20 protein-coding genes are annotated in these 26609 nt (G+C 59.2%); 16 read left to right on the top strand and 4 right to left on the bottom strand.

The annotated features are described in order from the left end of the window. Positions 1 to 434 precede the first annotated feature (434 nt). From HY962_05490 to HY962_05470, 5 genes are read left to right on the top strand one after another with little or no spacing between them, the layout of a single operon-like run. The gene (locus HY962_05490; protein MBI5646366.1) at positions 435 to 2042 is read left to right on the top strand and encodes a DUF362 domain-containing protein; all 1608 of its coding nucleotides are present in this window, start codon (positions 435 to 437) and stop codon (positions 2040 to 2042) included. Between the two features lie 22 nt (positions 2043 to 2064). Beyond that, complete coding sequence (locus tag HY962_05485; GenBank protein ID MBI5646365.1) at positions 2065 to 3354, top strand: DUF362 domain-containing protein; 1290 nt, start codon at positions 2065 to 2067, stop codon at positions 3352 to 3354. A gap of 27 nt (positions 3355 to 3381) precedes the next feature. Then, the gene (locus HY962_05480; GenBank protein MBI5646364.1) at positions 3382 to 3927 is read left to right on the top strand and encodes a hypothetical protein; all 546 of its coding nucleotides are present in this window, start codon (positions 3382 to 3384) and stop codon (positions 3925 to 3927) included. Further along, a complete protein-coding gene (locus tag HY962_05475) occupies positions 3924 to 4835 on the top strand; it encodes a DUF362 domain-containing protein (GenBank protein MBI5646363.1) in 912 nt (303 codons plus the stop codon). The genes HY962_05480 and HY962_05475 overlap by 4 nt, the downstream gene beginning before the upstream one ends. A 36-nt stretch (positions 4836 to 4871) precedes the next feature. After that, positions 4872 to 9059: a hypothetical protein gene (locus tag HY962_05470; protein ID MBI5646362.1), complete on the top strand. Its 4188-nt coding sequence runs from the start codon at positions 4872 to 4874 to the stop codon at positions 9057 to 9059. A gap of 287 nt (positions 9060 to 9346) precedes the next feature. Here HY962_05470 and HY962_05465 read toward each other — a convergent pair whose 3' ends face one another. The 3 genes from HY962_05465 to HY962_05455 are packed head-to-tail and all read right to left on the bottom strand — an operon-like array spanning position 9347 to position 12934. Then, entirely contained in the window at positions 9347 to 10231 is an 885-nt protein-coding gene (locus HY962_05465) for a hypothetical protein (protein MBI5646361.1), read from the bottom strand. Then, the gene (locus HY962_05460) at positions 10228 to 11913 is read right to left on the bottom strand and encodes a 4Fe-4S binding protein (protein ID MBI5646360.1); all 1686 of its coding nucleotides are present in this window, start codon (positions 11911 to 11913) and stop codon (positions 10228 to 10230) included. The genes HY962_05465 and HY962_05460 overlap by 4 nt, the downstream gene beginning before the upstream one ends. Positions 11914 to 11959: 46 nt before the next feature. Next, positions 11960 to 12934 (bottom strand): DUF362 domain-containing protein, encoded by a 975-nt coding sequence (locus HY962_05455; GenBank protein MBI5646359.1) that lies wholly within the window; start codon positions 12932 to 12934, stop codon positions 11960 to 11962. 447 nt (positions 12935 to 13381) lie between these two features. Between HY962_05455 and HY962_05450 the strand changes: the two genes are divergently transcribed. From HY962_05450 to HY962_05400, 11 genes are all read left to right on the top strand, one after another. Next, on the top strand, positions 13382 to 13744 hold the full coding sequence (locus HY962_05450) for a four helix bundle protein (protein MBI5646358.1): 363 nt from the start codon (positions 13382 to 13384) through the stop codon (positions 13742 to 13744). A 439-nt stretch (positions 13745 to 14183) separates the two neighbouring features. Next, positions 14184 to 14774: a thymidine kinase gene (locus tag HY962_05445; GenBank protein ID MBI5646357.1), complete on the top strand. Its 591-nt coding sequence runs from the start codon at positions 14184 to 14186 to the stop codon at positions 14772 to 14774. Continuing rightward, positions 14774 to 15604, top strand: a complete 831-nt coding sequence (locus HY962_05440) for a purine-nucleoside phosphorylase (protein MBI5646356.1) — start codon at positions 14774 to 14776, stop codon at positions 15602 to 15604. Before HY962_05445 ends, HY962_05440 begins: the two co-directional genes overlap by 1 nt. Next, positions 15601 to 17943, top strand: a complete 2343-nt coding sequence (locus tag HY962_05435; GenBank protein ID MBI5646355.1) for a hypothetical protein — start codon at positions 15601 to 15603, stop codon at positions 17941 to 17943. The genes HY962_05440 and HY962_05435 overlap by 4 nt, the downstream gene beginning before the upstream one ends. Positions 17944 to 18161: 218 nt before the next feature. Further along, positions 18162 to 18797 carry a chemotaxis protein CheW gene (locus HY962_05430; GenBank protein ID MBI5646354.1) on the top strand — a complete coding sequence of 212 codons (636 nt, stop codon included), beginning with the start codon at positions 18162 to 18164 and terminating at the stop codon, positions 18795 to 18797. Further along, positions 18794 to 19273: a hypothetical protein gene (locus HY962_05425; protein MBI5646353.1), complete on the top strand. Its 480-nt coding sequence runs from the start codon at positions 18794 to 18796 to the stop codon at positions 19271 to 19273. The genes HY962_05430 and HY962_05425 overlap by 4 nt, the downstream gene beginning before the upstream one ends. Before the next feature lie 8 nt (positions 19274 to 19281). Next, positions 19282 to 19899, top strand: a complete 618-nt coding sequence (locus HY962_05420) for a hypothetical protein (protein MBI5646352.1) — start codon at positions 19282 to 19284, stop codon at positions 19897 to 19899. A 363-nt stretch (positions 19900 to 20262) separates the two neighbouring features. Beyond that, positions 20263 to 20643 carry a DUF4402 domain-containing protein gene (locus HY962_05415; protein ID MBI5646351.1) on the top strand — a complete coding sequence of 127 codons (381 nt, stop codon included), beginning with the start codon at positions 20263 to 20265 and terminating at the stop codon, positions 20641 to 20643. Positions 20644 to 20670: 27 nt separating this feature from the next. Further along, a complete protein-coding gene (locus HY962_05410) occupies positions 20671 to 21189 on the top strand; it encodes a hypothetical protein (GenBank protein MBI5646350.1) in 519 nt (172 codons plus the stop codon). 23 nt (positions 21190 to 21212) lie between these two features. Further along, a complete protein-coding gene (locus HY962_05405; protein ID MBI5646349.1) occupies positions 21213 to 22043 on the top strand; it encodes a hypothetical protein in 831 nt (276 codons plus the stop codon). A gap of 249 nt (positions 22044 to 22292) precedes the next feature. Further along, positions 22293 to 25130, top strand: coding sequence for a hypothetical protein (locus tag HY962_05400; GenBank protein MBI5646348.1), 2838 nt, complete (start codon positions 22293 to 22295; stop codon positions 25128 to 25130). A gap of 70 nt (positions 25131 to 25200) precedes the next feature. Here the strand turns inward: HY962_05400 and HY962_05395 are convergent, their stop codons facing one another. Next, positions 25201 to 26607 carry a sigma-54-dependent Fis family transcriptional regulator gene (locus HY962_05395; GenBank protein MBI5646347.1) on the bottom strand — a complete coding sequence of 469 codons (1407 nt, stop codon included), beginning with the start codon at positions 26605 to 26607 and terminating at the stop codon, positions 25201 to 25203. Positions 26608 to 26609 lie beyond the last annotated feature (2 nt).

Raw genomic sequence — 26609 nt, 5'->3', positions numbered from 1 at the left:
TTGGGCAAACAGAAATCTAAACACCACGTGCGAGGCTTGCTATGTTAAACATCGGGTCTGTCCCGCTCTCCCGCTGTCCCGCTGTCCCGCTCTCCCGCTGTCCCCAGAGTCGTCGCGCTTCGACTCCGCTCAGCGAGACACAAGGTTACTGTCCCGTCTCACGTCTTCCGTCTCACGTCTTCCGTCTCTCCCGCTGCCCCAGAGTCGTCGCGCTTCGACTCCGCTCAGCGAGACACAAGGTTACTGTCCCGTCTCACGTCTTTACGCCTTCACCTCTTTACGCCTTTAAGTAAGACGCTCAAGAATTCCGTCGAAAAACGTTTGATACGTAGAGCATCATTATCCTATATTCCAGTGGCAAACTATCAGTCTTGTGAAAGGGCCCGCTCCCGCGCAGATATACCCGCAGTACACTATGATTCCGGAGGATGCTTATGTCCGACAGTTCACGTCCGCGATCGCGGCGCGACTTTCTGAAGGCCGGTTCCGCGCTTGCGGGACTGACAGCGCTTCCGGTCCCGCTCTCCTCCCTTGCCGCCACCGACGCGGCGCCCGACACACCACACACCACAGCGTATAAATATCCGAATCCGGGACGTATCGTCATCGTCGAACACCCGAATGCCGTGTCGGGCTACAACAACGTGAACGCGGCCGTTGTGCAGTCCATGTTCGACGAGGGAATCATGCAGCTCACGGGCATCACGAGTTCGCCCGCGTCTGCGCTGGCGTCGCTGTTTCCCGGACTGACCACCTCCAAAAAAATCGCCATCAAGCCGAATCTCATCAATTCCTCGGTGCCGACACGCAAGGAGTTGCTCAAGGCCGTCATCACACGGCTCGTGCAGATGCTGGGCGGTTTTCCCGCCGCGAACATCACCGTGTACGAGCGCCATTCCATGAGCGCGGGCGGGTACTCGCAGACCTACTTCGGTCAGCAGGTCAATCTGGTGGTGGACAGCAGCTTTCCGAATCTTGGCTACACTATCCTGTGCAACGGAAAAAATCGACCGTACAGCAAGTCGCTCTACGAGGCGGATTATCTGATCAACATGCCCGTGGCGAAAGACCACAGTTGCGGATCCGGACTGAATTTCACGCTCTCGTTCAAAAACCATATGGGCACCGTGAATCCGGGCGGATCACTCGGCATTCACTGCGATAAAACCGCGGTGATGGACATCATGGCCAGCAGCGTGATGGTGACAAAGCAGCGGCTCGTCATTCTCGACGCGCTGTATGCGATTTACAACGGCGGCCCCAGCGGATCGCCGCAGGCCTCGCCAAAAAAGATCATGCTCTCGCAGGATCCCGTCACCATCGACGCGCAGGGCCGCATCCTTCTCAACGCCCTGCGCACCGCCAACAGACTCTCCGCCAAATCCGGCACATACATCGATGAAGCCGCGGCAACGCCCTACGAAATCGGCATTGCGGATCCCGCGCTGATGACCGTGATTCCCGTGCTGCTGCCCGTGCGTCTCACCTTGTTTACGGCCTTTGTGGAAAACGAGAAGGTGCGCCTGCGCTGGGCCACGGAGAGTGAAACAAACAACACCGGATTCGGCATCGAACGAAGCAGGGACGAGGGCGCGACGTGGATGCAGATCGCGTTTGCGAAGGGCGCGGGCACTACCACGGTGCGGCAGGAGTATTCCTATCTGGATGAAGACGCGGGCACACCATCTTCGCCGCTTCTGTACCGGCTGAAGCAGATCGACACGGACGGGCGCGAGGAATACAGTCCGACCGTCGAAGTGCGCACCGAGCCCGTCGAGGACGGCTGGACCATCGATCAGAATTACCCGAATCCCTTCTCCGGCAGTACCGACATACCGGTGACACTTCCCCGGTCCACCTTCCTGCATCTCGAGGTAATCGACACAAAAGGCGGGCGTGTCGCGGTGCTCTGCGACCGTGTGGTGGATGCGGGTCAGACGTATTTCACCTGGGAGGCAAAGGATGTTGCCGCCGGTGTGTACATCTGCCGGGGCACGGCGGAAGGCCGCACCATACAAATCCAGCTCATCAACGTTCAATAGGGCCGACACGATGGACGACAGTATGAACGGACGCCGACGATTTCTGACAGGCGCTGCTGCAGCCGTACTTGCGGGCTCGCTTCCCTCACGCCTCGCAGCGACACTGCCCCCCTCAAAAGCGGCCGCGTATAAGTACCCGAATCCGGGACGCATCGTGACGGTAACACATACGGGTGCGGTGCAGGGGTATAACAAGGTGAGCGAACCCATCGTGCAGAGCATGTTCGACGAGGGCATACAACGTTTCACCGGCATCACCTCGTCGCCCGCCGACGCGCTGGCCTCGTTGTTCCCCGGCCTGACGACGGCAAAAAAGATCGCGATCAAACCGAACCTCATTAATTCGTCGGTCCCCACGCGCAAGGAACTGGTCAAAGCGCTGCTCACGCGGCTGGTGCAGATGCTCGGCGGCTTCCCCGCCGCCAACATTACCCTGTACGAGCGGCACGCGGCGCGCGACGGCGGCTACAGCACATCGTACTTCGGCGTGAACGCGGGGTATGTGCAGGATGCGAGTTTCCCCAACCTCGGCTACACCATCATGTGCGACGGCAAGGCGCGGCCGTACAGCAAGACGTTGCACGACGCCGACTACCTCATCAACATGCCGGTGCTGAAGGATCACTACTGCGGAATCGACTTCACACTTGCGTTCAAGAATCACATGGGCACCGTCAATCCCGGCGGCTCTCTCGGCATCTGCAGCAACAAGAAGGCCGTGCTCGACATCATGGCAGATCCGGTGATGGTACAGAAGCAGGTGCTGGTGGTGATGGACTGCCTGTTCGGCGTGATCAACGGCGGTCCCGGTGGCAGTCCGCAAATTTCCCCGAACACGATCACGATTTCGCAGGATCCGGTGACATCGGACTACTTCGGACGCTCGCTCATCAACGACGGACGCAAGAAGGCCGGCTATTCGACCAAGGCCGGCGGGTACATCGAGGAGGCCGCCGCGGCGCCGTATTCCATCGGTGTGGCGAATCCCGCGGAAATGACCGTGATCCCGATTTCGATGACCACGGGAATACACGAGTCGCAACCCGATCTCGACTGGACCCTGTCCGACTGCTATCCGCAGCCCGTCTCCACTCGCGCCGAATTTGTACTGGACCTTCCGGCGTCATCGACCGTCCGCGCAGGCGTATACGACACGCGGGGCCGGCTGCTTGCGACAATCGTCGACGGTTCACTCGCGCCGGGATCACATATCCTGCACTGGTCGCCGATTTCGCAGCCGCACGGCATGTACATCCTCCGCGTGGACATCGGCGGCAATACCGTGACGCGCAGTTTCCTTCACGCACTCTGATTCTCCCACCTCCAAACATCCTTCCCCATGCGACCGAGTGTCCTTCTTCTCGTGTTCTGCTGCGCGGTGCTTGCCGCCTGCGACAAATCCGAAACGCCCTCGAACAACACCGTGGTTTCGATTACCGACCTATTGCCGCGCGACAACGAGATCAGCGGCTGGGCGCGGGGGTCGCGCGCATGGGTGGCGCGGAACAAGGACGATTTGCAGCGCGAGATCGACGGAGGTTTCGAGATTTACACAAAGAACGGATTTGTCGAGGGCGCGCTGCAGAATTACACAGGGACGGTAAACGGACAGCCGGGCATCGAGTGTGACGTGGAAGTGTACGATCAGCACAGCGCTGCCGAAGCCGACGCGCTCTTTGATGATCCCGAAAAGGCCTTCTCGAGTCCGATAACACCCACGCGTCCGCCGTCGACCAAGGCGCAGATTCAGAAGGACGTGTTCTCGTACCGGATGAAATTCACCAAGGGGAAATACTTCGTCGCGATAACGATCGGAAGCCCCGACGACAAGACGCAGGAAGTGATCGAGATCTTTGCGACAAACATCGCGGCGAAAATCAAATGAACCGCCGCTCTTTCCTGCTATCCTCACTCCTGGCGGCGCCGGCTCTTCGTTCCCTCGACACACTCGCGCAGGGGGTGATGAAGGATGAACCGTACGACCTGGCCATCGTGCGCGGCAGCGACGTGGCCGCGAATGTGACGGCGGCCGTGAACGCGGTTGGCGGGATGTCGGCCTTTGTGAAGCCCGGCAACGTCGTGTTTCTGAAGCCGAACATGTCTTTCCCGAATCCGCCCGAATGGGGAACGACAACACATCCCGAGGTGATACGCGCGGTGGCCGCATTGTGCGTGGCTGCGGGCGCGCGCCGCGTGGTGGTGGCTGACTTCCCGATGAGCCGTGCAGCCCTGTGTTTTGAACGCAGCGGCATGACGGCGCTGGCCGCCGAGTGCCGCGATTTCACCTTCGTCGAACTCAACGACGAACATCAGTTCGAACCTGTGACCATCGACGGCGGCGAGGAGGTGAAGGAGCTTCTCATACCGAAGCTCGTGCGCAAGGCCGACGTGTTCATTAATCTGCCCACGGCAAAAGTGCACTCCGCAACAACGGTAAGTTTCGGACTCAAAAATCTGATGGGATTGTTCTGGGACCGCATGCGCTTTCATCGCGACTTCGATCTGCATAACGCCATCGTGGATCTGGCGGGTGTGCTGCGACCGCAGCTCACGATCATGGACGCCACCTACCTGCTGCTCTCGAACGGTCCGCAGGGACCGGGCAAGGTGGAGCATGCCAAGACCATCGTCGCCGGAGCCGCACCCCTTGCAGTCGATGCGGCCACGTGTTCGCTCGCGTCCTGGAACGGCCGCAGCACCGCACCCGCATCGGTGAAACATCTTGCGCGCGCCGCCGAACGCGGACTCGGCTCGCTCGACATCTCGCGCCTGCGCATTCACCGCGCGGGCTGACATCCCGGGCTGTTTCCGCCGCCCGCCCTGCCCTGCATGAACTCCACCATACCCTCCCGCCGCCTCCGGCCATCAGCTTTTTTCATCACTCTCCTCGTCTGTTCCTGCTTTGCGCTTCCAAGCGCGCGGTCGCAGGTACAGAGGCAGTCGCCCACGCGCACAAGTGACGCGCTGCAACTGCTCGACGCGTTGTGGGTGGGCGGCGACCGCGGCCTGTTTCAATATCGAAGCAGCGAGAACGTGTGGTCAGCGCGTGGCGCGGAATCGGGACTGCCCGAACGTGTGACGCGGCTCTTTGCCGACGACGACGTCCTGTGGATAGGAAGTGATCACGGTGTAACGCGCCACGACGTGCGCTCGAATGCCACCACCGCGTTCGACACGACACGCGGCATCCCCGCGGGCCGCGTGCGCTGTTTCGCGGCGGAGCCCGATTACGTGTGGGTCGGAACCGAGCGTGGCGCAGCGCGCTACGACAAACTCATCGAGCAATGGCAGACCATCGACGCGCGGCACGGACTCACAGGCACCGCGGTGCACGCCATCGCACCGCGCGAGGGGCGCGTGCTGCTGGCCACCGACAGCGCCGTGTGCGAGTACGATCCGCGCTACGAAAAATGGCGGACATACAGACCCGAAACTCCGGAACCCATACGCGACGCATTTTTTGCGGGCACATATCTCTGGCTGCTGCTCGATTCCGAACTGCTGCGCTTCGACGCCGCGTCGAATGTGTTCCAACGCTACACACTCGCGGCGCTCGGCGGCGCGGGCGCCGTTCGCAGCATCTTCATCGACGGATCCTCGTTCTGGCTGCAGACCGCCGATAATCTCTGGCAATACGACACGCAGAGCGACGCGGTGCGTCCCTTCCTCGAGATCACGAATCTGCCCGACCGCGACATTCAGGCCGTGGCGGTCGTGTCGGCCTCGAGCATCTGGTTCGCAACAGCCGGCGGATTGTCGCATTACGAGAACCGCACCCGCGGCACGAATCAGGGAAAGTCGTGGACGTACCTCACTCGTGCGTCCGGAGTGCCCTTTCAGCAGTGTTCCGCGCTGTATGCCTCCGGCCAGAGCATCGCGGCGTTCACCGACACATTCATCGCCACATTCACCACCTCCGATGCGCGCTGGAACACCTTCCCGCTTCCCGAAGTCCGCGGATCCGGTGGCCAGGACCTTCTGCAATTCGACAACACCTCGGGCACGATGCTTCGCTTCGGCAAGGACGTGACGCTGTCCCTGGGGGGATCGCGCGCCTCGTTTCTGATCCGTGACGCGTTTACTTCCCGCGCGGAGACATCGAAGAACTTCGATCTGAAAGCGCGGCTCGATCTCGGCGGCGGCCGCACCATGACGGCCACCTACAACGACGTCGATTTCAGCGATGTGACCTATGGCGTCGAATATCGCGGAGCGTCCGACGACATACTGCAGCTCGCGCAGGCCGGGGATTTGCGCGTGGAGCAGGGCGCGCGCAGCATACTGCAGCCCATGGGTTTATTCGGCGCGGGCGCGCGCGCGGCCTTCGGTGAACGGACGGCGAAATACCGGCGGCCCCTCGTCGAAATAACGGCCGCGGGCGGGCATCAGACCACCGCGCGCACCACCGAAGCGTTTCTCGGCAGAAACTCCGCGCGTATGAGCCGCGTGCGAACGCCATGGTATCAGCGGCGCAAATACTTCCGCCTCGATTCGTTACAGAACGATGTACGCGTGGAGCCGGAGACCTTCGAGCTGTTCCTCGATGTCGATCCCGCCACACACGAGCGGCGCGGTGGCACCTCCGACACGGTGATCGCCGGACGCGTCGGACGCTGGCTGCGGCTGCTGCCGATACAGGATTTCACACTCGACGCGGAACGCGGCATCGTGCGCCTGCGCAACGAGGCCGGCACGCGCACACTTATCGCGCGCGCCGTGATCGACGGCCGTCCCGCGGACGTCGTGCTGAACACCTCCGCGCATACAGCGCACGAGATGCGCAACGTGTACGCGCTCGGTGTAACGGGCATCGTGCCCTCCTCGCTCCGTTGCAGTGATTGGATGCTTGCGCCCGAGTACGGACTCGACCGCGACCGCGACGGACTCATCGATCACGAACACATGGATTACGACGAGGGTGTGCTGCAATTTCCTGCGGCGCGGCCCTTCCCCGCCGACACATACAGCGACACCGCCTCCACAGGCGGCCGGTTGATGAGTTTCGGCTTTCTTACCAGCACCTACAGTTATGCACTTGCGCATCCCCGCCTTGTGCGCGGTTCGGAGTTGGTGCTTGTCGACGGACTGCTGACCCGCGCGGGCGAGGATTACGTGCTCGACTACACAAGCGGCGCCCTCTCGTTCACACGCGACGGCGTGGTGCACGACGACAGCCGCATCGAAGTGACATACGAATATGTGTCGGTCGATGACGAACGATTGTACGCGCAGGCATCGGTGACGGTCTCGCCGTCGGATCTGCTCCAGGGCTCTTTGACAGGGGCGGCATTCACCACGGGTCCCAACAACGTGCCCACCACCGTCGTCCACGCGATGGCCGACGCCCGGGTGCAGAGCGGCGGATTCGACGTGCGCATCGCTCCCGAATTTTCGCGCAGCCACACCGCATGGGACATGCCCGGCGCACCGCCGTCCGATGGAAACGCCCTTGCCGTGGTTCTTGCCGCGAGTTATGGACCGGCCCGCCTGAATGCGGCGGCCCGCCGTCGTGACGCCGGGTATGTCGGAAATTTCAAACGCTGGTATTCCTTCGGCGACCTGCATCAGAGCGCCAGTGTGCAGGGTGAAGTGGACGTGTTTCCGCAACTGCGCCTGTTCGGCAGCTACCGTCTTCGCGGCGGTCAGGAACAATGGGATCCGAATGATCGTCAACTCGACGCGGGTGTGAAGTGGTTCGATCCGGCCTACCCGTCGCTCACACTGCGCTTTACACGCGGTACAGAGGACGCCGCTTTCCTCCCGCTGCAGCACATGTACACCCGCGCGGGAAGCGGACAACGTTCCGCGCTGCGAGCCGACGTGCAATACGTGCTGCCCGAGACCGCTCTGCGCGCAAGCGGACTCTCGAATGCCAGTCTCATCTCCTACCTCCGCTACGGCGAGGAAGAGAATCCCTCCGTGCCGTACAGCGCCTGGACCACGCTGCCCGCGACCTTCCGTTTCAACAACACCTACGTGCGTGTCACCGTTGCGCCGCGCCCGATGTTCACGTTCACCACGTATTATCGGGGTGATGAACACCGTGCTTCTCGCTTCAACGGGGAATGGACGCGTGTGCAAAGTCTCGAGCGCCTCTTTCTCGACGGTGTGATGGAACATGTGCCGGGCCTGTCGCTCTCGGGCCGCTACACCGGCGATGTGCTTCAGTATGGATTGCCCGGTGCAGCCGGACGCACGAACAGCGCCGTTACACGCGTCCTGCAACTCGGCACTCGGTTTTCGCCCGGAACGATTCTCGCGTCGCTCAGCGACTTTACCGTTGAAGTGAATGTGCGCCGCGATACACGCCGCAACACCGAGGACGGATCCGCGAGCGAGATGTTCCTCTCCCTCTTCACCGGCTCCGATGGACGGGAAGCAGGAAGGAGCAACACGGATTTTCTCGAGACAAAATTGGAATGGCGTCCCACGCCCGGCTTTCTCTCGGTGACCACGGGACGTTTCACCGGCGGAAAGATGGAAGAGGGACGGTGGTATTTTCTCGACATGCGGCGTGATCTGATACAACGTCTCGATCTGCACGGGGACGACGCGGCGCTGTATACATTGCAGTTCAGCGTACTCGACGGGCGCAATCCCGTAAGCGAGTTTGTGCGTGTCGCGCCCTTTGTGTTCACCGAACACCGTCTGCACCGCACCCTGCTCGGACGTTTCACGTTCGGCGCCGGATTCGAGACACGCACGGAAGGCCGCCGCGTGCAACGGGCGACCACACTGTCGCCCGGACTCAGTCTCACCTTCTCCGTGCAGAACAGCGGCCTGCTCCCGCGTCTCGAGCTGCGTTACGATCTCGGTCTCGGATACACCGATGCGCGCAGCGAGAGCCGTTACGGTGACACCTACGTCTCGCGCGGCATGAGCAACGGCTTTTCGCTCGACGTGTATCCCTTCGGTGCTTCCTACCTGCGTTTCATGCTCAACAACTCACTCACCGCAACCTCCGGCAGCACAGTCTCAAACACCACTGCCACGGTGCAGGCAGTTGTTCAGTTGTGATGACGTTGTTGTGTGGATTCTGCCCGTGGGATCTGGTGATGGTTGAATGTTGAAAGTAGCAATGTAGCAATGTAGAAGGTAGCAAGGTGGCAATGTTGAAGGTAGCAAGGCGGAAGGGAGAAAATTGAACTCGAGAGCATGAAACGGTCGCTCCGCTGCTACTTTCCACATTCAACATTCTTTTACTTTCCACTTTGCTACTTTCCACATTCTACAATCTTTTACTTTCCACATTCTACAATCTTTTACTATCCACATTCTACAATCTTTTACTTTCTACTTTCCACCTACGGGAAACGGGCTACAAAGTCCTTCAGAAAACCCTTCACGAGCGAGGCATCTGTTGCGGGATACACACCGAGCAGTATGCGGCCTTTGACGAGTAAGACCACGTCTTTCGCTTCACGGTGTTTGCCTGTGAGAACCGACGTGCCGAGCCCCGCGTAGGCCTTGTCTTTCGAGCCGGGCTGCGAGAGCGCGGGCCGCAGGCCTTTGAGGCGCGTTTCCGCTGACGCGGGTGTATCGGCCTGACTGAAAAACGCGGTCAACGATTTGCCCTTCACAGTGTACTGGGCCGTGTAGGTATCGCGTAATTCGTTTCTACCGAGATAATTCTTTTTCTCGAAGGTCTCTGAATTTTTCACCAACCCGCCAGGAAGGAAATACGCGAGCAAGGTGGGCGCCTTTTTAAACGTGCCGATATTGCGCGACACGATGTCGGCCGCCTTTTTCATTGCGGTGCGCGTATCCTGATCGTCGCTGAAGGCCGAGATCTTGATATAGTTTTTCGCCTGATAAAAATTCAGCGAGACACCCTCCTGATAACCGCCGGCGCCGATGCTGATGAACTTGTACGACGGAGCCCGCTCGCGCGCGTACAGGCCAAATGCGCCTTCGAAATCCGCAAACTCGTACACGTCGATCACCATACTCTTGTCACCGGCGGCAAGATCCACTGTCACCACTTCCTTGAAGCCGTAGTCGATATACACGTCGGCGCCCCCGTTAATGTATTCCCAGAGCTTCTCGGCTTTGAACGAGCGTGGCTCCCCTTTGCGCGTCCATCCCTTCACCTCGTTGTCTTTCGGGAGGAGGCGGAAATTGCCGGAGGGTTGGGCATGGAGCGACGAGAGAAGGACACACGCCAGGAGTGCTGCGAGTATGTGTTTCATGAGGCGGATGGTTTTTGTGGCTGATTCGTTTTCAGCAGAATGCTGTTTTTCGGATTGCGCGTCTCGCCGACACTCGAGATGTAAATGGCCGGCTGGCCCTTGATCGGACACGCATACGTGCATGCGCCGCACCCCACGCAGAGCTGCGGATCCACATGCGGGCGCTTCAGTGTGACGTATTCCCCGGCGCGGTTCACCACTTCGACCTGCTCGAAATAAATCGCCTTGGGTGACGTCGGACACCATTCTTCACACACGATACATTCGGTGGCCATCGCCCACGGCAGGCAGCGGCCCGTGTCGTAAAACGCCGTGCCGATGCGGAGCGGCGGACGCGTGTCGTTCTCCGCGCCCTTCACATGCACCCAGGCCTTTTCACGTTCGGTGATCTCGTCGATGGCGCCTGTCGGACACACCGTACCACACAACACACAAGTGGGTTCGCAATAGCCGACGCGCGGCACGAGCATCGGCGACCACACGCCCTCGAAGCCCGCCTGCAGGAAGGTCGGATGCAGCGCGTTGTTCGGACACACATTCATACATTCGCCGCAGCGCACACAGCGCGCGAGGAAATCCTTCTCGGGAAGCGAACCCGGAGGCCGCACCAACGAGGGATCGGCTGCGCGTGTCACACCGGTCTCGGCGCGCATCAGAGGTATGGCTGCAAAACCCGCGCCGACGGAGGTCAGAACAGCGCGTCGCCCCGCGTCCACATCCTGGCGCGATTCTTCCTGCACAGGGAAGAAACGGAATTCGATGCCCGCCTCGGGGCAGGTGGCGACGCAGTTCAGGCACAGGTGGCATTCGCTCTGCCTCCACGTGTATCCGGGCTGCGGATCGTCCGCACCCTGGCACTCGAGCGCGCAGCGGTTACAGTCGGTGCAGAGCGAGTGGTTTTTCTGCATGCCGAAAATCGCGAAGCGTGAGAAGAGGCCGAGCAGCGCGCCGAGCGGACAGAGACCCCGGCACCAGAATCGCGCGATATAGCGGTTCGCCACAAGCACCGCTGCAAAGAGCAGTCCCACAATCAGCGCGCTCTGGAATATCACCGGTTTGGCGCGCAGTACCGCGTGCTGCAACAGCCACTCCGTCCCGTCAAATATCGGATTCGCAAATCCGAATATTCCGGAACCGCTCAGATCGGCGGCGCCTTGAAAGGCGGTGTTCCAGGCGGGAAGCACCGCCAGCGACATGGCGCGCGTCAGGAAGGCGATGGGATCGAGCCAGCCCACTTGCAGTGAGCCGAAGACCGCCGCACCAAAAAAGCCCGCGAGACCGTAATACTTCCATCGCTGATATGGCCGGTAACGGTTTGCGTCGAGACGCGCCCTGCCCTTCGGCCTGCCAGCGCGTATGCTGCCGACGAGGTGATTGATTGTGCCCATCGGACAAATCCACCCGCAGAAGAAGCGGCCGATAAACACGGTGCCCGCGAGGATGAGAAGCGCCCACAGCATACCCTCGTACAGACGGCCTGTTGTGAGGATGGTGTAGAGCGCCAGCAACGGATCCGCCTCGAGGAAAAGCCCGACGGGCGCGCTGATTGTCGGCAGCGCATCGGGCGCTCCGATCGCATCCACGCTCGTCTTCAACAGGAAGTAGATGAACAGCACGAGGAACAGTCCCTGCGACACGCGGCGGGCCTGCCGCCATAGTGTGTACGTGCGCGCGCGGGTCATGATTGATACTCCGGGACGAGGGCGGCGGCGCACGGGTTGGAGCGTGTCATACGGTGAACTCGTCGATGGGGAGAGTGCGATAGTCCGCCGTGCCGAGGCCGCGCTCCTGCGCGAAGCCCAGATAGTTCAGCCGGTCGCGCGTAAGTCCGAAAAACGTTTCAGCGGCGTAGGCGTCGGCGGCAACCGTATCTGCGCAGGCGACGAGCGTCTTTGTGTATTCCACATCCGCGAGATTGCCGCCCTGCGGACCGTTGCGCCGGAGTATGCGGAAGGCATCGACGACGGTCAGTGTGGGTCGCAGGAAATTGCCGAGATCGGCGAGACTGTTGTGTATGTCCTGATGCAGGCGGCTCCGGTTGCCGCTGATGATGCCGTACAGATTCTTGAGCGCGAGTGTGGTGCCGGTCAGCGAATGGTGTTTGGCGATAGGTACATTTATGACCTTGTCGGCCTCGAGGAAACTCTTGAGCACGGGCTGTTTGCCAAGCATCACGCCGCCCGTATTCACTTCCGTGAAATCCGATTCGCGCGGACGGCGCACCTCGGCGCCCGCCTCTTCCGCGGCGCGCGCAATGCCGCTACGCTGGAAGCAGCGTTCCGTCTCATTACAGGTGACATCGGTCACGATCACCTTTGCGGCACCCGCGGCGAGGCAGAGCTGGATGATCTCGCGCACCACGGCGGGATTGGTGTTTGCGGCCTGCTCGGGCATGCGGTCCCATCCGATGTTTGGCTTCACCACCACGACGTCGCCACGTTTGATGAAGGTGCCCATGCCGCCGAGTTTCTCTATGCTTGCGCGCGCGAGCAACGCCGGATCCTCGCCATGTACGACGGCAAGCCGCGGCGCAAGGCCTGCTATGCGTAGATCACGCACGAGCGGCTTGGTCTCGTCTTCATCAAACGGCCTGGGGTCGCGCACGTGCAGTGCCAGACCGGCGGTGCTTGTGAGCGCGGCCAGCCCGGCGGCCTTGCCGGTTCGGGAGAGGAATTCGCGGCGCGTTAATCTTTCGTTATCCATGGGGTTTGCCGGTCTATTCCTGGCAAATTAGGGATGCCGGAGGTCGGGTTCAACTACACGCCTATGGAGAGTGGGGCATGGGTCTACCTTACTCCAGTGAGGAGTCAGGAGACAGGAGGCAGGAGACACGTATCGACGTAGCGCCTGTCTCCTGTCTCCTTCATCCTGTATCCTCACACGAGTTTTAGGACCCAGGAGACAGGAGGCAGGAGACACGAATCGACGTAGCGCCTGTCTCCTGTCTCCTTCATCCTGTATCCTCACGCGAGTTTTAGGACCCAGGAGACAGGAGGCAGGAGACACGAATCGACGTAGCGCCTGTCTCCTGTCTCCTTCATCCTGTATCCTCACGGGAGTGTTCGGACTCGGGATCCCATTTTCGGGAACAATAATCCCTCGGGAAGCGTACTCTGTAGGGTTGCATCAAGGGAGATTCTGAGGCAGGTTATGGCAGCACAGTCTTTTACCGATTTACTCGTCTGGAGAAAAGCGCACTCGTTGGTGTTGGTGTCGTATGCGGAGAGTGAGGGATTTCCTATGACAGAACAATACGGTCTCACGTCTCAACTTCGTCGGGCGGTTGTGTCCGTTCCTGCAAACATCGCCGAAGGATTCAAGCGTCAGTCCGATGCGGAAAAAATCCGATTCCTTAACATCGCGCAGGCATCCTTGGAAGAGACTCGATATTATATTCTTCTTGCACGTGATCTAAACTACTCCAACAACGTTTCGTGGGAGCCCCATGCCGAGGAGGTGTCACGATTGCTGACTTCGTACAAAAAATCCATTGAAAGGCGTGTTCGACGCTGAAGGCCGTCGACTCAGCATCTGTCTCCTTTCTCCTGTATACTCACGTGAGTGTTAGGACACAGGAGTAAGGAGTCAGGAGACACGAATCGAGATAGTACCTTCCTCCTGTCTCCTTTCTCCTGACTCCTCACTCGAATGGTAGGACCCAGGAGACAGGAGGCAGGAGACACGAATCGACGTAGCGCCTGTCTCCTGTCTCCTTCATCCTGTATCCTCACACGCGTGTTAGGACCAACGCGATAGGAGGCAGGAGACACAGACCGACGCAGTGCCTGTCTCCTGTCTCCTTCATCCTGTATCCTCACGCGAGTGATAGGACCCAGCAGAATAGACACAGCGCCCGGCCTATGAGAGTGCAACGCTTTGGGCAAACCCGGAATTCCCGCTATCTTACCCGCCACTTTCAATCAGACACGACACTACAGTGGACACCATCCCCATCAAAAATCTGCCCCAGGACATTGGCTGGATCGAAGTCGTGTGCGGCAGCATGTTCAGCGGAAAAACCGAGGAACTGATCCGCCGCCTGCGACGCGCGCAGATCGCAAAACAGCGCGTGGCGATTTTCAAACCGGAGATCGACACCCGCTACAGCAACGGACACATCGTCTCACACAGCGGCTCCTCGCTGCCATCCGTCACCGTCACCACCCCGCAGGAAATACTCGACGGCTGTCACGGCGTCGACGTCGTGGGCATCGACGAGGCACAGTTCTTCGACAACACGCTTGTGGAAGTCTGCGAGCGGCTCGCCAATACAGGGCGGCGTGTCATCGTGGCAGGGTTGGATCAGGACTACCTCGGCCAGCCCTTCGAACCGATGCCGCAGCTTCTGGCCATCGCCGAATACATCACCAAGACACTCGCGATCTGCATGGTGTGCGGCAATCCCGCCAACAGGACGCAGCGCGTGACAAAGAGCGACGTGCGTGTGCTGGTGGGGGCCGCGGGCGCCTACGAGGCGCGCTGCCGGAGTTGCTTCACCACCGATCTCGAACACGTCGTCCCCGCATCGGATTCGCGCGGCTGATGTCGGACGCCGCCACATCCGCCGCCGACATTGCGCGCGGCATAGCCGCTGTGCTGCGCGAGCGGCTCGTCGACAGCGCCGATACCGCCATCGTGTTCGGTTCCGGCCTCGGTGATGCGGCGGACGCGCTCGACGCGCAGCACTCGATCGCGGCCTCGGATCTGCCGGGGTACCCCGCATCGACCGTGCCTGGGCACGAGGGGCGCATCACCGCCGGACGCATCGGCGGAAAAACCGTGCTTGCCTTCCGCGGACGCATGCACGTATTCGAGGGTTTTCACACGGACGCGTCGGCGCTGCCCGCATTCATCGCCGCCGAAATGGGAGTTCAGGAGCTGATTGTCACAAATGCCGCGGGCGGCGTGCATCCCCTGCTCGACACGGGCGACCTCATGCTTGTGACGGATTACCTCGTGCTCCCGCTCTCGCTGCGCATGGGAGGCGGACTGTCGGCCTTCGACGCTGCGGGCGGCATCGATCCACGCGGGTACGGCGACGCCGGATGTGTCGCGCGCGCACGCACCGCCGCGAACGACGCGGGCATACAGTTGCGCGAGGGCTGTTACGGATACTGCTCCGGACCCTCCTATGAAACCCGCGCGGAGATCGCATTTCTGCGTGGTGCCGGAGTCGATGCCATTGGCATGTCGAGTGTTCCCGAAATTGTCGCCGCGTCGCGGCGCGGAATCCGGACCGTTGCGATATCGTGCATCACCAACAAAAGCGCCGTCGTGCCCACCGTCACCGCGCACGACGACGTGACACGCGTGGCGGGCGAGGCAGCGGGCCGGCTGCACCTCTGGCTGGAACACTACATCCGCGCGCTGTGAGCCGTTCGATCGCCATCCTCGGCTTCCTGCTGCTGCTCTGCCAGGCGGCGCGGGCGGCGGGTCCCGGCGACACAACGTCGATAGACCTGCGCGGTCTCGCGGCTTTCAAGCCCGGCGACGACGAAGTGTGGCGCAGCAAGTACATCGACGAGCGCGAGGACGGATGGAACTTCATACCCGTACCCGGCTCCTGGGAGCGCGCGGGATATCCCCTGCTTGACGGCTTCGGCTGGTACCGCCTGCGCTTCCGCATCCCGACCGCGCTGCGCCGCGACTCGCTGCTGCTCGTGATGAGCGCGGTGGATGACGCCGACGAGGCCTATCTGAACGGCGTGCTTGTAGGCGAGACGGGCGCCTTCCCGCCCGCGCCTCGATCGGAATTCGCGTCGCTCCGCGTGTATCCGCTTCCGCGCGAGTTTCGCGAGGAGTACAATCTGCTCGCGGTACGCGTGTACGACATGGGCGATTCCGGCGGCATCGCGGGATCCATATTCCGGATAATCAGAGCCGATTCTCTTCCATCCGTGCTCGATGAAATCGTTGACGCGCCGTTCCGCCGCTCGCCGTTGTTTCTGAGCAACGGCGCGGCGGTCTCGGCCCTCGATCCCGTGACGCTCCAGATTGCATGGACAAAGCCGCATCTTTTCCATGAACTCGAGAACGGGGTCCCGACGCAGTCGATACTCAGTGCCTGCGGGATCACGGTCGAGGTCCGCGGCACAAGGAAACCGCTCGCGGACTGCGAGATGACGGAGATCGGCTACGTCCGCAACACGGCCATCATCACCGCCCGCTTCCGCGAAGGATTCGATGTGAGCTGGTTCCATCCGCGCGCGACACGCGGACGTGTGCTTGCGATTCGTGTTGCGATGCGTGCCGGCGCCCCCGTCACCGATCCGGGCCTCTTCGCCACGTTCGACCGCAGTTACTGGGCGCTGCGTGAATTCAACGACGAGGATCCCCTCGAACGGCGCCGCACCTTCGTGCTCGCCTGGAACTCGTGTTGCGACGAACTCGCGCAGCGCGACCTCGCCGACGCGCTCGACGCCCCGGCTGTTGATGGACACAAGTCCTGGTCGCTCGAGGCCGAGATACATCGCTGGGAGGTTATTCTGAAGGACGCGCTTTACGCTCCGGCCGCATTGCGCGAGAACGAACGCCGCGTGTACGAGACGAGCCGCGCGATCCTGCTCTCGGCGCAGGTGCGAGAGGCGGGCATGGGCGAGGGACAGATCGTCTCGGCCTTTGCGCCTGATTCGCGCGCGCGCTGCCAGCCGCGCGACCATTTCGCGGCGTGCATCGCACTGGCGACCTGCGGTCTACACACACAGGCCGCCGCGGGACTCGCCTTTGTCGACAAAGCCGATGCGGGCGAATACGCGCGCTTCGACGTGTATGGGGAGGAGTTCGGCGTCGGCTTTCCGTACCGGATAACGCCCGCCTGGTATCTCGGCAACGGCACGGAAAAGCGGTGGCAGCGTCCCGACCACGCGCAACTCTCGCTCGATGGCACAGCGCTGTACATCGAGGCGGTGGAAGCATACCGACGCGCGATCGCGCGTCGCGAAACGGCGTCCCGCGCACTATCGCCCGCAGCGCGCAAAAGCGCCGACAGCGCCTGGATCCTTCCCCGCTGGCGCAACCTCTCGGCACTCGCGGCCGATGTGCTGCTCTTCACGCGGGACAGTGCGACGCAGCTCCTGCACGACGGACATGCGCCGTGGGGAGAGGCACTCGCGCACACACCATCGGCAGTCACCTCGCTGCATGCCTCGTGGGCGCTGTTCACCGCGGCACGGTACGCTTTCGCCCTGGGCGAGTCTACAAAGTCGTATCTCTACCGCGAGGCCTCGCAGTCGATCCTGCGCGCGATACGCGAGAACATCCGCAGTGCCGCTCGCAAACAGTCGGCGGCCGAGTTGACTCCGGCCGAGGTGTCCCTCTTCCATCCGTTGATCATCGACGGGATACTGCTCGGACTCTTCGAACCGAATTCGGCCGAGGCACGATTTGCCCTCGATGTGGTTGAGCGGGGATTCCGCGCCGACGACGCGGGCCTGGCCTTCAACGCCCTTCCCGACGGCGACGCATACGGGCGCATGGCGCGTCCGCTTATCACACTGCGCTTGGCGCGTGCGCACGCTGTGTGCGGAAATCTCCCGCGGGCCGAACAGCTTTTTCAAGCCGCCACAGGTATTGCGCAACACAACGACGGCCTGCTACCCGAGCTCGTCGATCCCGTGTCCGAATCCGCCTATGGCGCCTTTCCCTCCACGGCTGCAGCAGCGGAATACCTGCTCGCGGCGGAGGAGATTGCACGGCTGAGGGGCGTGCGCTGACCGCTGGTTCAAACTAGCTGCGGTCGCGCAAAGCGGGATCACAGCGATGGCATCGGCTGTAAAGATTCCTTACGCGGGATTCAGTTTCTTTACGTCGGGACTCCTCGGAGTACCTAATACAGCGTGTTTGAGGGATTGATTTCCGGCATGGACTTTGCCGTGTTATAAACATCCGGGAAATCGCATTCTCAAAAAGCATTGCTCAGGGGTGGTGACGCATGTTGTCGCATTCTGTGATTACTACGTTTTCAATCGGCTCGGAAGAATATGCCGCCGCGTGGGATCGGGTACTCGCCATAGTGTCATTGCAGCATATACAACTCGCCGATGTGCGGACATTCAAAGTTCATTGCGATTCGGCACCGGAGGCCCTGGGTGCGACCCCGCTGGATTTTCTGGAACTCCTCGGTCAACCGAGGCGTGGCATCGCGGACTCATCACAGTATCTGATCGTGGAACAGACGAATAGTCGTTATGCCCTGCTTGTTGACCGTGTCTCTTCCATGTGCTCCTCGGACGATCTTGATTTCGATCGTCAAGATGTGCTCCGGTTCGAACGTCGCGGAGAGATACTCCTCAGCACCGTACGGCTCGGTGGACGAATGCTCCACCTCGTCGATACGGCGCATTTTCCCAATGAATCGGACGACTACGGCGCACGGACGTTGTCGGGTCGCAGCAATGCCACCCAGACGCCAAGCTCTGAAACTGAAACTGTGGACGAACCCTTATACGATACAACGAGAGATACACCTCCGATCAAGACTGTTGCCGCAGGGCCCCCGAATATGTCGCAGCAGCCGAGAGCGGTTACTAACACATCACACAACAATCGATGGAGTGAATCGTCATGAAACACATTCTCCTTATCCTCGTCGCCTTTGTACTCGTGAGCGGCGCCGCATTCTCGCAGTACGAAAATCAGAGTGCAGAAGGTACCATCAACGTGCAGGTGATTCAGAAGGCCAATGTTCAGAAGCTTACTCAGACCGGTGATTTTTGGATCGTGGTCGGTCAGACAAAGGATGTGGACTGGACCTTCAAGGTGAGCGGTGATCAGACGGCGACCGTGGATATTGCGTGGGAATTCACCACGCTCAATGCTAAAATCACTCTCAGCAACTATAGCGTGAAGGGCGATGATTTTACACCGCCGACCACGAGCCAGGGAACAACGGCGACCGGGAGTATCGACGATGCGGCTCTTTCCGGATCCACCCTGTACAGCGAAGGATATTACTATGTCGATACGAAGACCACGGTGACGGCTGTCACACCCGGCGCCTCATCGGTCACATGCAAGCTCACACTCAGCGACTATAAGATCTGATGATCTCCATGGAGCGCGACATCACATTGCATAATGCTTTCCGCGGCGTCCTGGCGATTCTTGCGGTCGCCGGAGCGCTTGTGATCTCGTCTCCGGACCTGTGTGCACAGTACATCAACGATCAGGCCAGCGGCACGGTGACGATAAATGTAGCCCGCCTCGCGCGCGTCGATGCCCACAACGAACCGCTCACCTTCGGCTGGATGACAGTCGGCATGAGCAAGGAAGTTCACGCATGGGAATCGCGCGCATTGCGCTTCATGGTCACCGCAGAGGGAGCGTCGGATATCGACGTGACTTTTCCCCTGTCGCTCGTCCTGCACCGGAAAATCGGCGGCAATCTCCTCAGCGGACCAGGCAACGAAATTCCATTTCTCAGAGAACCGGTGAAGTACTACATACCGCCCACAGGCACAGAAGATCCTGTGCAACCTGGAAGCGGCGGAGCAAACTTTGTTGGTGATGGTGTGACGACCAATACAATGCACATGCCGGGAGATCCGGGACAAAGTATTGAACCGCGCACCTTTTTCTGGGTTGGAGGCAGCGTTTCTGCGCCTGCAGGAACCATTCCAGGACTCTTCTACGGACGCTATACAGTAACCATCAGCAATTATCGAATGTGAGTGCTCCGACGTGTGTCACACCTGGAAGTTCATATTTCCGATGAGAAGCGCCACCATGTACCAGGTGGAGTGAGATCATCCACATCCACGCTGCAGGGTGGAGGCGGGGCTACCGTTTCCGTCCCCACCCTGCTATCTGTATGCAGCACATTGTTTCGTAACTCTCCCGCTGAGCGCATACCAATGGTATCCCTGAGTGTCGGCTGTCGGATTATGGTATTCGTCACCGTCCTTCTCCCTGCGGGGCTGTATTCACAGCCGTTCCAGGCGGAAGGGAGTGTAACGATAACAATCGCCCGTCCCGCCTGCGTCGAAGGCAACTGCATTTCCTGGTGTGTACAATCGTGCATGCGTGGAAACACCGTGACAGTGCCGTCGACATCGTCGAACGCCTGGCAATTCATCGCACGCGGAGAGGCGACTGCGGCGGTGGAAATACAATTTCCGCTGACCGCCACATTGCGACGGAGAACGTCCTCAGGTTTTGCCAACGGATCAAACAATACCGTGCAGTTCACGCGCAGCACCGTGCGCAAGTGCAACAGCAGTACACAATCGGCATCCGTTGTATTTCTGTATTCGGGAGTGGCACGCGGCCAGACGACACTACCAGGGCAACGAGGTCAGAGTGCTCTCTCGCAGATATACTTCTGGGTAGGCGGTTCGCTCCAAGTACCCGCGAATGCAAACACAGGATACTACCTCGGGACCTACGATGTGTGTATCTTGCAATACTCCATGTAATTTCAGCGAGAACTGCGGGACTCCTTCATGGTGCATCAACATGTCATCGGTCGCGTAATGCAGACGGGCCTGCGCGTCGCCTGTATCGCAGTGTTGTTAGTCGCCTCTGCCACTCTGTGTCATGCGCAGCATCTCTCCATCGACGCGATGAACGATGAGCTCGATTTCGGCACACTGTATCCAGGTGCCGTGGCCTCACTGACTCCCACTTCCCCGGGGGCATTGTGTTACAAAGTCTCCGGACCACGCGGTGCAACAGTCGCGATTCAGATTGCCACTGCGGTAACACTGCGTCGTTCGGGTCCGGGGACGATACCATTCAGCCGCAGCGCAGTGAAGAAAAAAACTACATATACCCAATCCGGTTTGCTGCCACTTCTTTCCGCAACACAATCGTATGGCACGTTCACTCTGCCAAGCGGAGGATCAGCGTGCACTGCCTCGATGTACATCTGGTTCGCCGGGTCAATCACCACGTCGGCCGCCACGAGTGCCGGATCCTACACCGGTGTACTGCTTATTTCCATTTCCCAAATGTGTCACTGAACCACCTCTCGTCCGGAGGTTTCATGTACCGTTTCCTCATGCTGCTCCCGTTGCTCCTGCCGTTCGCACACGCGGAAGCGCAGCTCATGATCGCGCCGACATCGGTGTTCATCGATCCCGATTCTAAAACCGGCACCTTTCTCGTCAAGAACACCTCGGAAACCGCACGAGAGGTCAGCATCGAATTTTTCTTCGGATATCCCGCGAGTGACGAGAACGGAAAACTGTTCATGCAGAAGAATGATTCCGTGACCGAGAAGCGGCACTCGCTCGTCCCACATCTCAAGGTATTTCCCCGAAAACTTGTGATACCTCCAGGGGAGGAACAATACGTCAAACTACTTGTTCGTGATGCGGGTTCGCTGGTGGACGGTGCTTATTGGACAAGAATGGTCGTGCGTTCGCTGCCCGCAGTAAAACCCATCACGCCAGAGGTGCACGGCGACTCGACACTCGCGCAACTCGTTATCGCCGTCGAACAGGTAACAGCCGCGGTCTATCTGAAGGGAAAAACAACAGCCAACGTCTCCGTCGATAGTATACGATCAAAGGTCGATTCAAATGGCGTCTCCATCCTGTGTCGGTTCACGCGGTCGGGAAACAGCCCATACTGGGGGGTTGCACGTGTGCGCGTTCTCGATGCCCGCGGCGAACCCGTTGCCGAAACTCTGGAATCGATTGCAGTGTACTACGAACTTGTACGACGTTTTCATTTTGAGGCCGGTAAGCTGCCCCCGGGAAATTACACTGCGGAGATTATGGTGAATGGATCCCGAGATGACATTCCCAAAGAACAGCAGTCACAGTCACCGCCGCATACAGTATCCAAAGCCCTTGCCATCGGCGCAGAGTAACAGCTCGCGCCGCCTCAAAGAACCGGTGCCCCCAATTCCCGCGCTATGCCTACACGCAGCGTCGGCATTTCCCTTGTATTCCTATCGTGTCTCGCGTTTGTGACGTCTGCACAGTCAACTCATGACGACGACATCAGTGAGGCCTTCCTGACACTTCGGTACGATCGAGTAGTTCGTGCCACAGTTATAGGTCGCTTTTACAAGGATTCGCTGTACCTTCCCTTTATTGATGTCTGCACAAAGCTGCATGTGAAGACACGGTACGATGCAGTACGAAAATCGGTCACCGGAACCTTTTCCATTGAGGGCGTACCGTTTGAAGTGGACTTCCAAACTCATCGTGCACAGTTCGGCGACCGCTTGCGTCTTCTCGATTCCGCAGGGAGCATTACAGAAGACCTCGAGGTATACGTCCTGCCTTCAATCTTCGAGGCGGCATTCGACATCTCGATAGTCACATCTCTCAGGGACCTGACGGCCAACGTCACGTCCGAGCATGTCCTGCCCGTCCTCGCCGAATTCGAAAGAACCGCGAGTCTTCCGACTCGAATGAAGCAGATTTCGTATAACCATGCACCCCTCATCGGAGATCTGCAACGCCCCCTGCTCTATGGCGGCGTTGTTGGTTACGATGCCACCCTGGGTGTGGCCGGATCCTCTTCGACAGTTAATTACTCCGTGCGTTCAGGTTTGCGCCTTCTTGGCGGTGATGTCGAGGCGGGCTATGCCGGGATGTACTCCTCCGATCAAAAAACGGTCACAGGAATACCTCATGCCCGGTGGCGGTTCGCTCTGCCCGACAACCCATGGCTCACTCGAATTTCGGCGGGCCAATTGACCGCGGATGGTGTTGAGGCGCGGCAAATCGAAGGAATAGAAATCGGGAACCAGCAATGGACTCCGCGACTGCATTTCCAGGACGTCAGTTTCCGCGCGCGAGGCAATCCGGGGTGGAAGGTGGAACTGTACGATGGGTATTCACTCGTCGAGCACCTCCGTGTAGGCGAGGATGGCGTGATTCAAACCACAATACCTTTGCAGTACGGCGGCACGTATATAACCACCAAAGAATATGGGCCGCTCGGAGAATTCGAGACACACCAGTATTCGATACAGGCACCAGTATCATTGCTGCCCCCTGGAACAGTAGAATATTCCCTCTCCGCAGGTCGGCAGATACTGACCCACAATCCCAGTGCATCGGCAAGGTTTTCGCTGGGACTCGCCTCGTGGGTTGGATTGACAGGAGGATTCGACTACCTGCACGACGGCGGTCGAAACCAGAAACGCCCGTTTTCGGGAATCGTGCTTCGTCCATTACCGACGACAACGCTCGAAGGGACGTATGCCGGCGATGCGTATTGGCTTTGCCGAGCCGCGATGACCTTTGGTTCAATGGCCAGACTCGAGATGGAACACATTAATTACACAGGTGTTCAATCGTCCTCATGGGCATCTCTCCTCTCTCGGAGTGCATTTACATGCTCTCTGCCCAGCGTCTCCGTTCTTCCCGCACTGAACGCGCACATCGTTTTCGACCGCAGCTCCAGTCAGCGAGGAGTGTTGCGTATCGACGCCGGGACGTTTGTCTCGTTCGGCGGTTTCACATGTCATCTGCAATACGGCGCGTATTCCGCGATAGCGATCAACACCACCCCGAATTGGATACAATCCGCCACCTTCAATACCTCCATGTCTGTCCCCGGATCCGAAGGACTTCTCGGATCACTTATCGGAGGTATCACCATTACCTCCTCCTTGCAGATCAATGCGGCCAGTCGAGGCATTTCGCGCGTTGTTACAGGCATCCAGAAGCGCATGTTCGGCGAGACGACACTGCAGTGCTCGCATGTTTTCGATCGGAATCAAAATGCCGGCGTATTCCAGCTCGGCATCCAGTGGAACCTCGGTGCCGTTCGAGGTAGTTCGCAAGCCACATTACAGGGTGAGAGCCGGTTCTACTCCCAATCTGTGGCCGGGAGCATTGCGGTGGATCCTTCCACACCGTTTTTCCGCTTCTCCCGCATGGATTGGATCGGGAACGGAGGAGTTCTATTCCATCCCTTCATCGATGAAAACGGCAACAGCAGTTTCGATGAAGGTGAACGTGACATCAAGGGCATCCGATTCTCGTTCGGACGCATTTCCGGCATGCGTGAGGGAGAAAACGAGGAACGTTATATAAATGTGCTCCCGTATGCACGCACTGATGTGGAGGTTGACAGAGAGAGCATGAAAAATCCCCTCTGCATTCCCGCGCTGCACAAATTCTCCTTCATCGCCGAACCCAACATGTATGCACGACTCGACATCCCGTTTTTTATCACGGGTATGCTCGAGGGCCGGGTTGCCGAGGAGGATGCTGGAGCGCGCGGCATAGGCGGTTTACGGATTCGAGCGGTTTCGCAATCCCGCAGTCACTCGTATGAAGCGTTGACGTTCTCCGACGGCAGCTTTTCCTTCGTGGGTGTTGTGCCGGGTGAATACCTGTTGGCGATCGATTCGACACAACTCGACATCCTCCGCGCCGATGCGAATCCGACCCGTGTGTCGATCACGGTTCGGTCAACACGCGACGGAGACTTTATCGATGGGATCACATTCTCGGTGCGTCGACGGGCCGCATCTCCTCAAGAGCCATCGTTATCAACCAGGACGGATACGACTCGCCCCATGAAGTTGAGCCAGGAAAACGCTTCCGGCTCAAGCAAGCCGAACCTGGCACAGACTGCCCCTCGGATGTTTCCCCTGCTATACTCGAACTCCGAGGATCGCAGCGGGTTGCACGAGTATCTCGATTCACTCGCAGCCATGTTAACATCGAATCCGGGATTCATTCTTCAAGTTGATGGTTACGCCGATTATACACTCCCGGCGAAACTTGCCCGAATAAGTTCGGACGAACGTGTCGGCTATGTGACACGTTACCTCGCTGGCAGAGGAATACCGCAGCAGCAGATTCTCTCACGTTCCAGGGGAGGCACGAATCCCATACGCCGCGCGTCGTCAACTGCCGGAAGAATGGAAAACATGCGGGTGGTACTCACGATTCTTCAGGAGACGCCACGCGTTTCCGGCGGTGGATGAGCGGTTGCGTTGTACCGCCTGAATTCAAAGGGGCGTGACATCACTCCCAGGTGTGCCCGTGACCGGCGCCTCAAGTCTTTGCCGTGTCGAACAGGTGATATATCTGAATCTTATGGTACAGTGTCGGCTTGCTTATTCCGAGAATCGCACACGCTGCCTGCTTGTTCCACTGACATGCGCGTAGCACCCGGTCGATGTGCATCTTTTCTACATCCGCCAAACTCAAATTATCGGGTATTCCTTCGTCTGAGCGCCTTTCCGTGTGGATCTGAGGGCGGAAATCGGATGGATTCAGTACATCACCTTTGCTGCGGAGCACAGCCTGGAGCACGACACTCTCGAGTTCCCGGACATTTCCCGGCCAGTCGTGTGCCGCGAGCACATCAATTACAGTATACGGCAGCTTGACGATGTTCCGGCCGAATTCGACATTATACTTCCGCAGAAATGAGAGGACGAGACGTGGTATATCCTCCAGTCTTTCGCGTAAGGGCGGCATATCGATTCTCATGATATTCAGTCTGTAATACAGATCCTCACGGAAACGCCCATCCGCCACCGCCTCTTCGAGCTTCGTATTTGTCGCCGCAATAATACGTGCGCGCATGGTTCTGCACTCCTCGCTTCCCACCATTTCGTAACTGCGTTCCTGAAGAAGGCGAAGAAGTTTCGCTTGAAGCGACAGAGGAATGTCGGAGACTTCGTCGAGAAACAGTGTCCCATCTCCGGCCATCTCCACGCGACCGCGGCGATCGCGATGCGCGCCTGTGAACGAACCACGGACATGACCGAACAACTCGCTTTCAAACAATCCCTCCGGTACCGCGCTGCAATTGAGTGCCACAAAGGGTTTTCCTGCCGTCACACCTGATTGGTGGATCACACGAGCCGCACATTCTTTCCCAGTACCACTCTCGCCTTGTATCAGAACAGTGACACGGTTACCCGTCACCAGTCCGATCTGCCGGTACACCTCGTCCATGACATGTGTTTTTCCAATAAGCGCAATGTCGTTTTGAATATGCAGCGGGTCGCACGGCATCGATTCAGCCTCCTCACTTGCACGCATATAATCGAGCGCTTTTTGTAAGGATCTATGCAGCCGGTTCCAATCGATAGGTTTCTCCAGACAGTCAAATGCACCCTCCCGGGAAGCGCGAATAGTCAAAGGAACATCATCGTACCCTGTGATGAAGATCACAGGCATCCAGATGTGTCTTTCCCGCAATTTCTTCAGGATGTCGAACCCCGAGCACATCGGCATGTGAATATCCGACACCAGAACATGCGGACGCCATTCGTCGCAGAACGACACGGTCTCCTGTGCATCAGTGAGCGATCGTACTTGGAGACCGAGCCGTGTCAATCTCCATTCAAGCGTCTGGCAAACAAGCGGGTCGTCGTCAACAATAAGGACCTTCCCAAGCAACTGGCCTGCCTGTGCTGAAGGTGGATTCACATAGGGCACATCCTGCATGT

It is taken from the genome of Ignavibacteriota bacterium (assembly GCA_016218045.1).
In the GTDB taxonomy this organism is placed as follows: Bacteria; Bacteroidota; Ignavibacteria; order SZUA-365; family SZUA-365; genus JACRFB01.
This window is presented reverse-complemented; position numbering and strand designations above follow the sequence as displayed.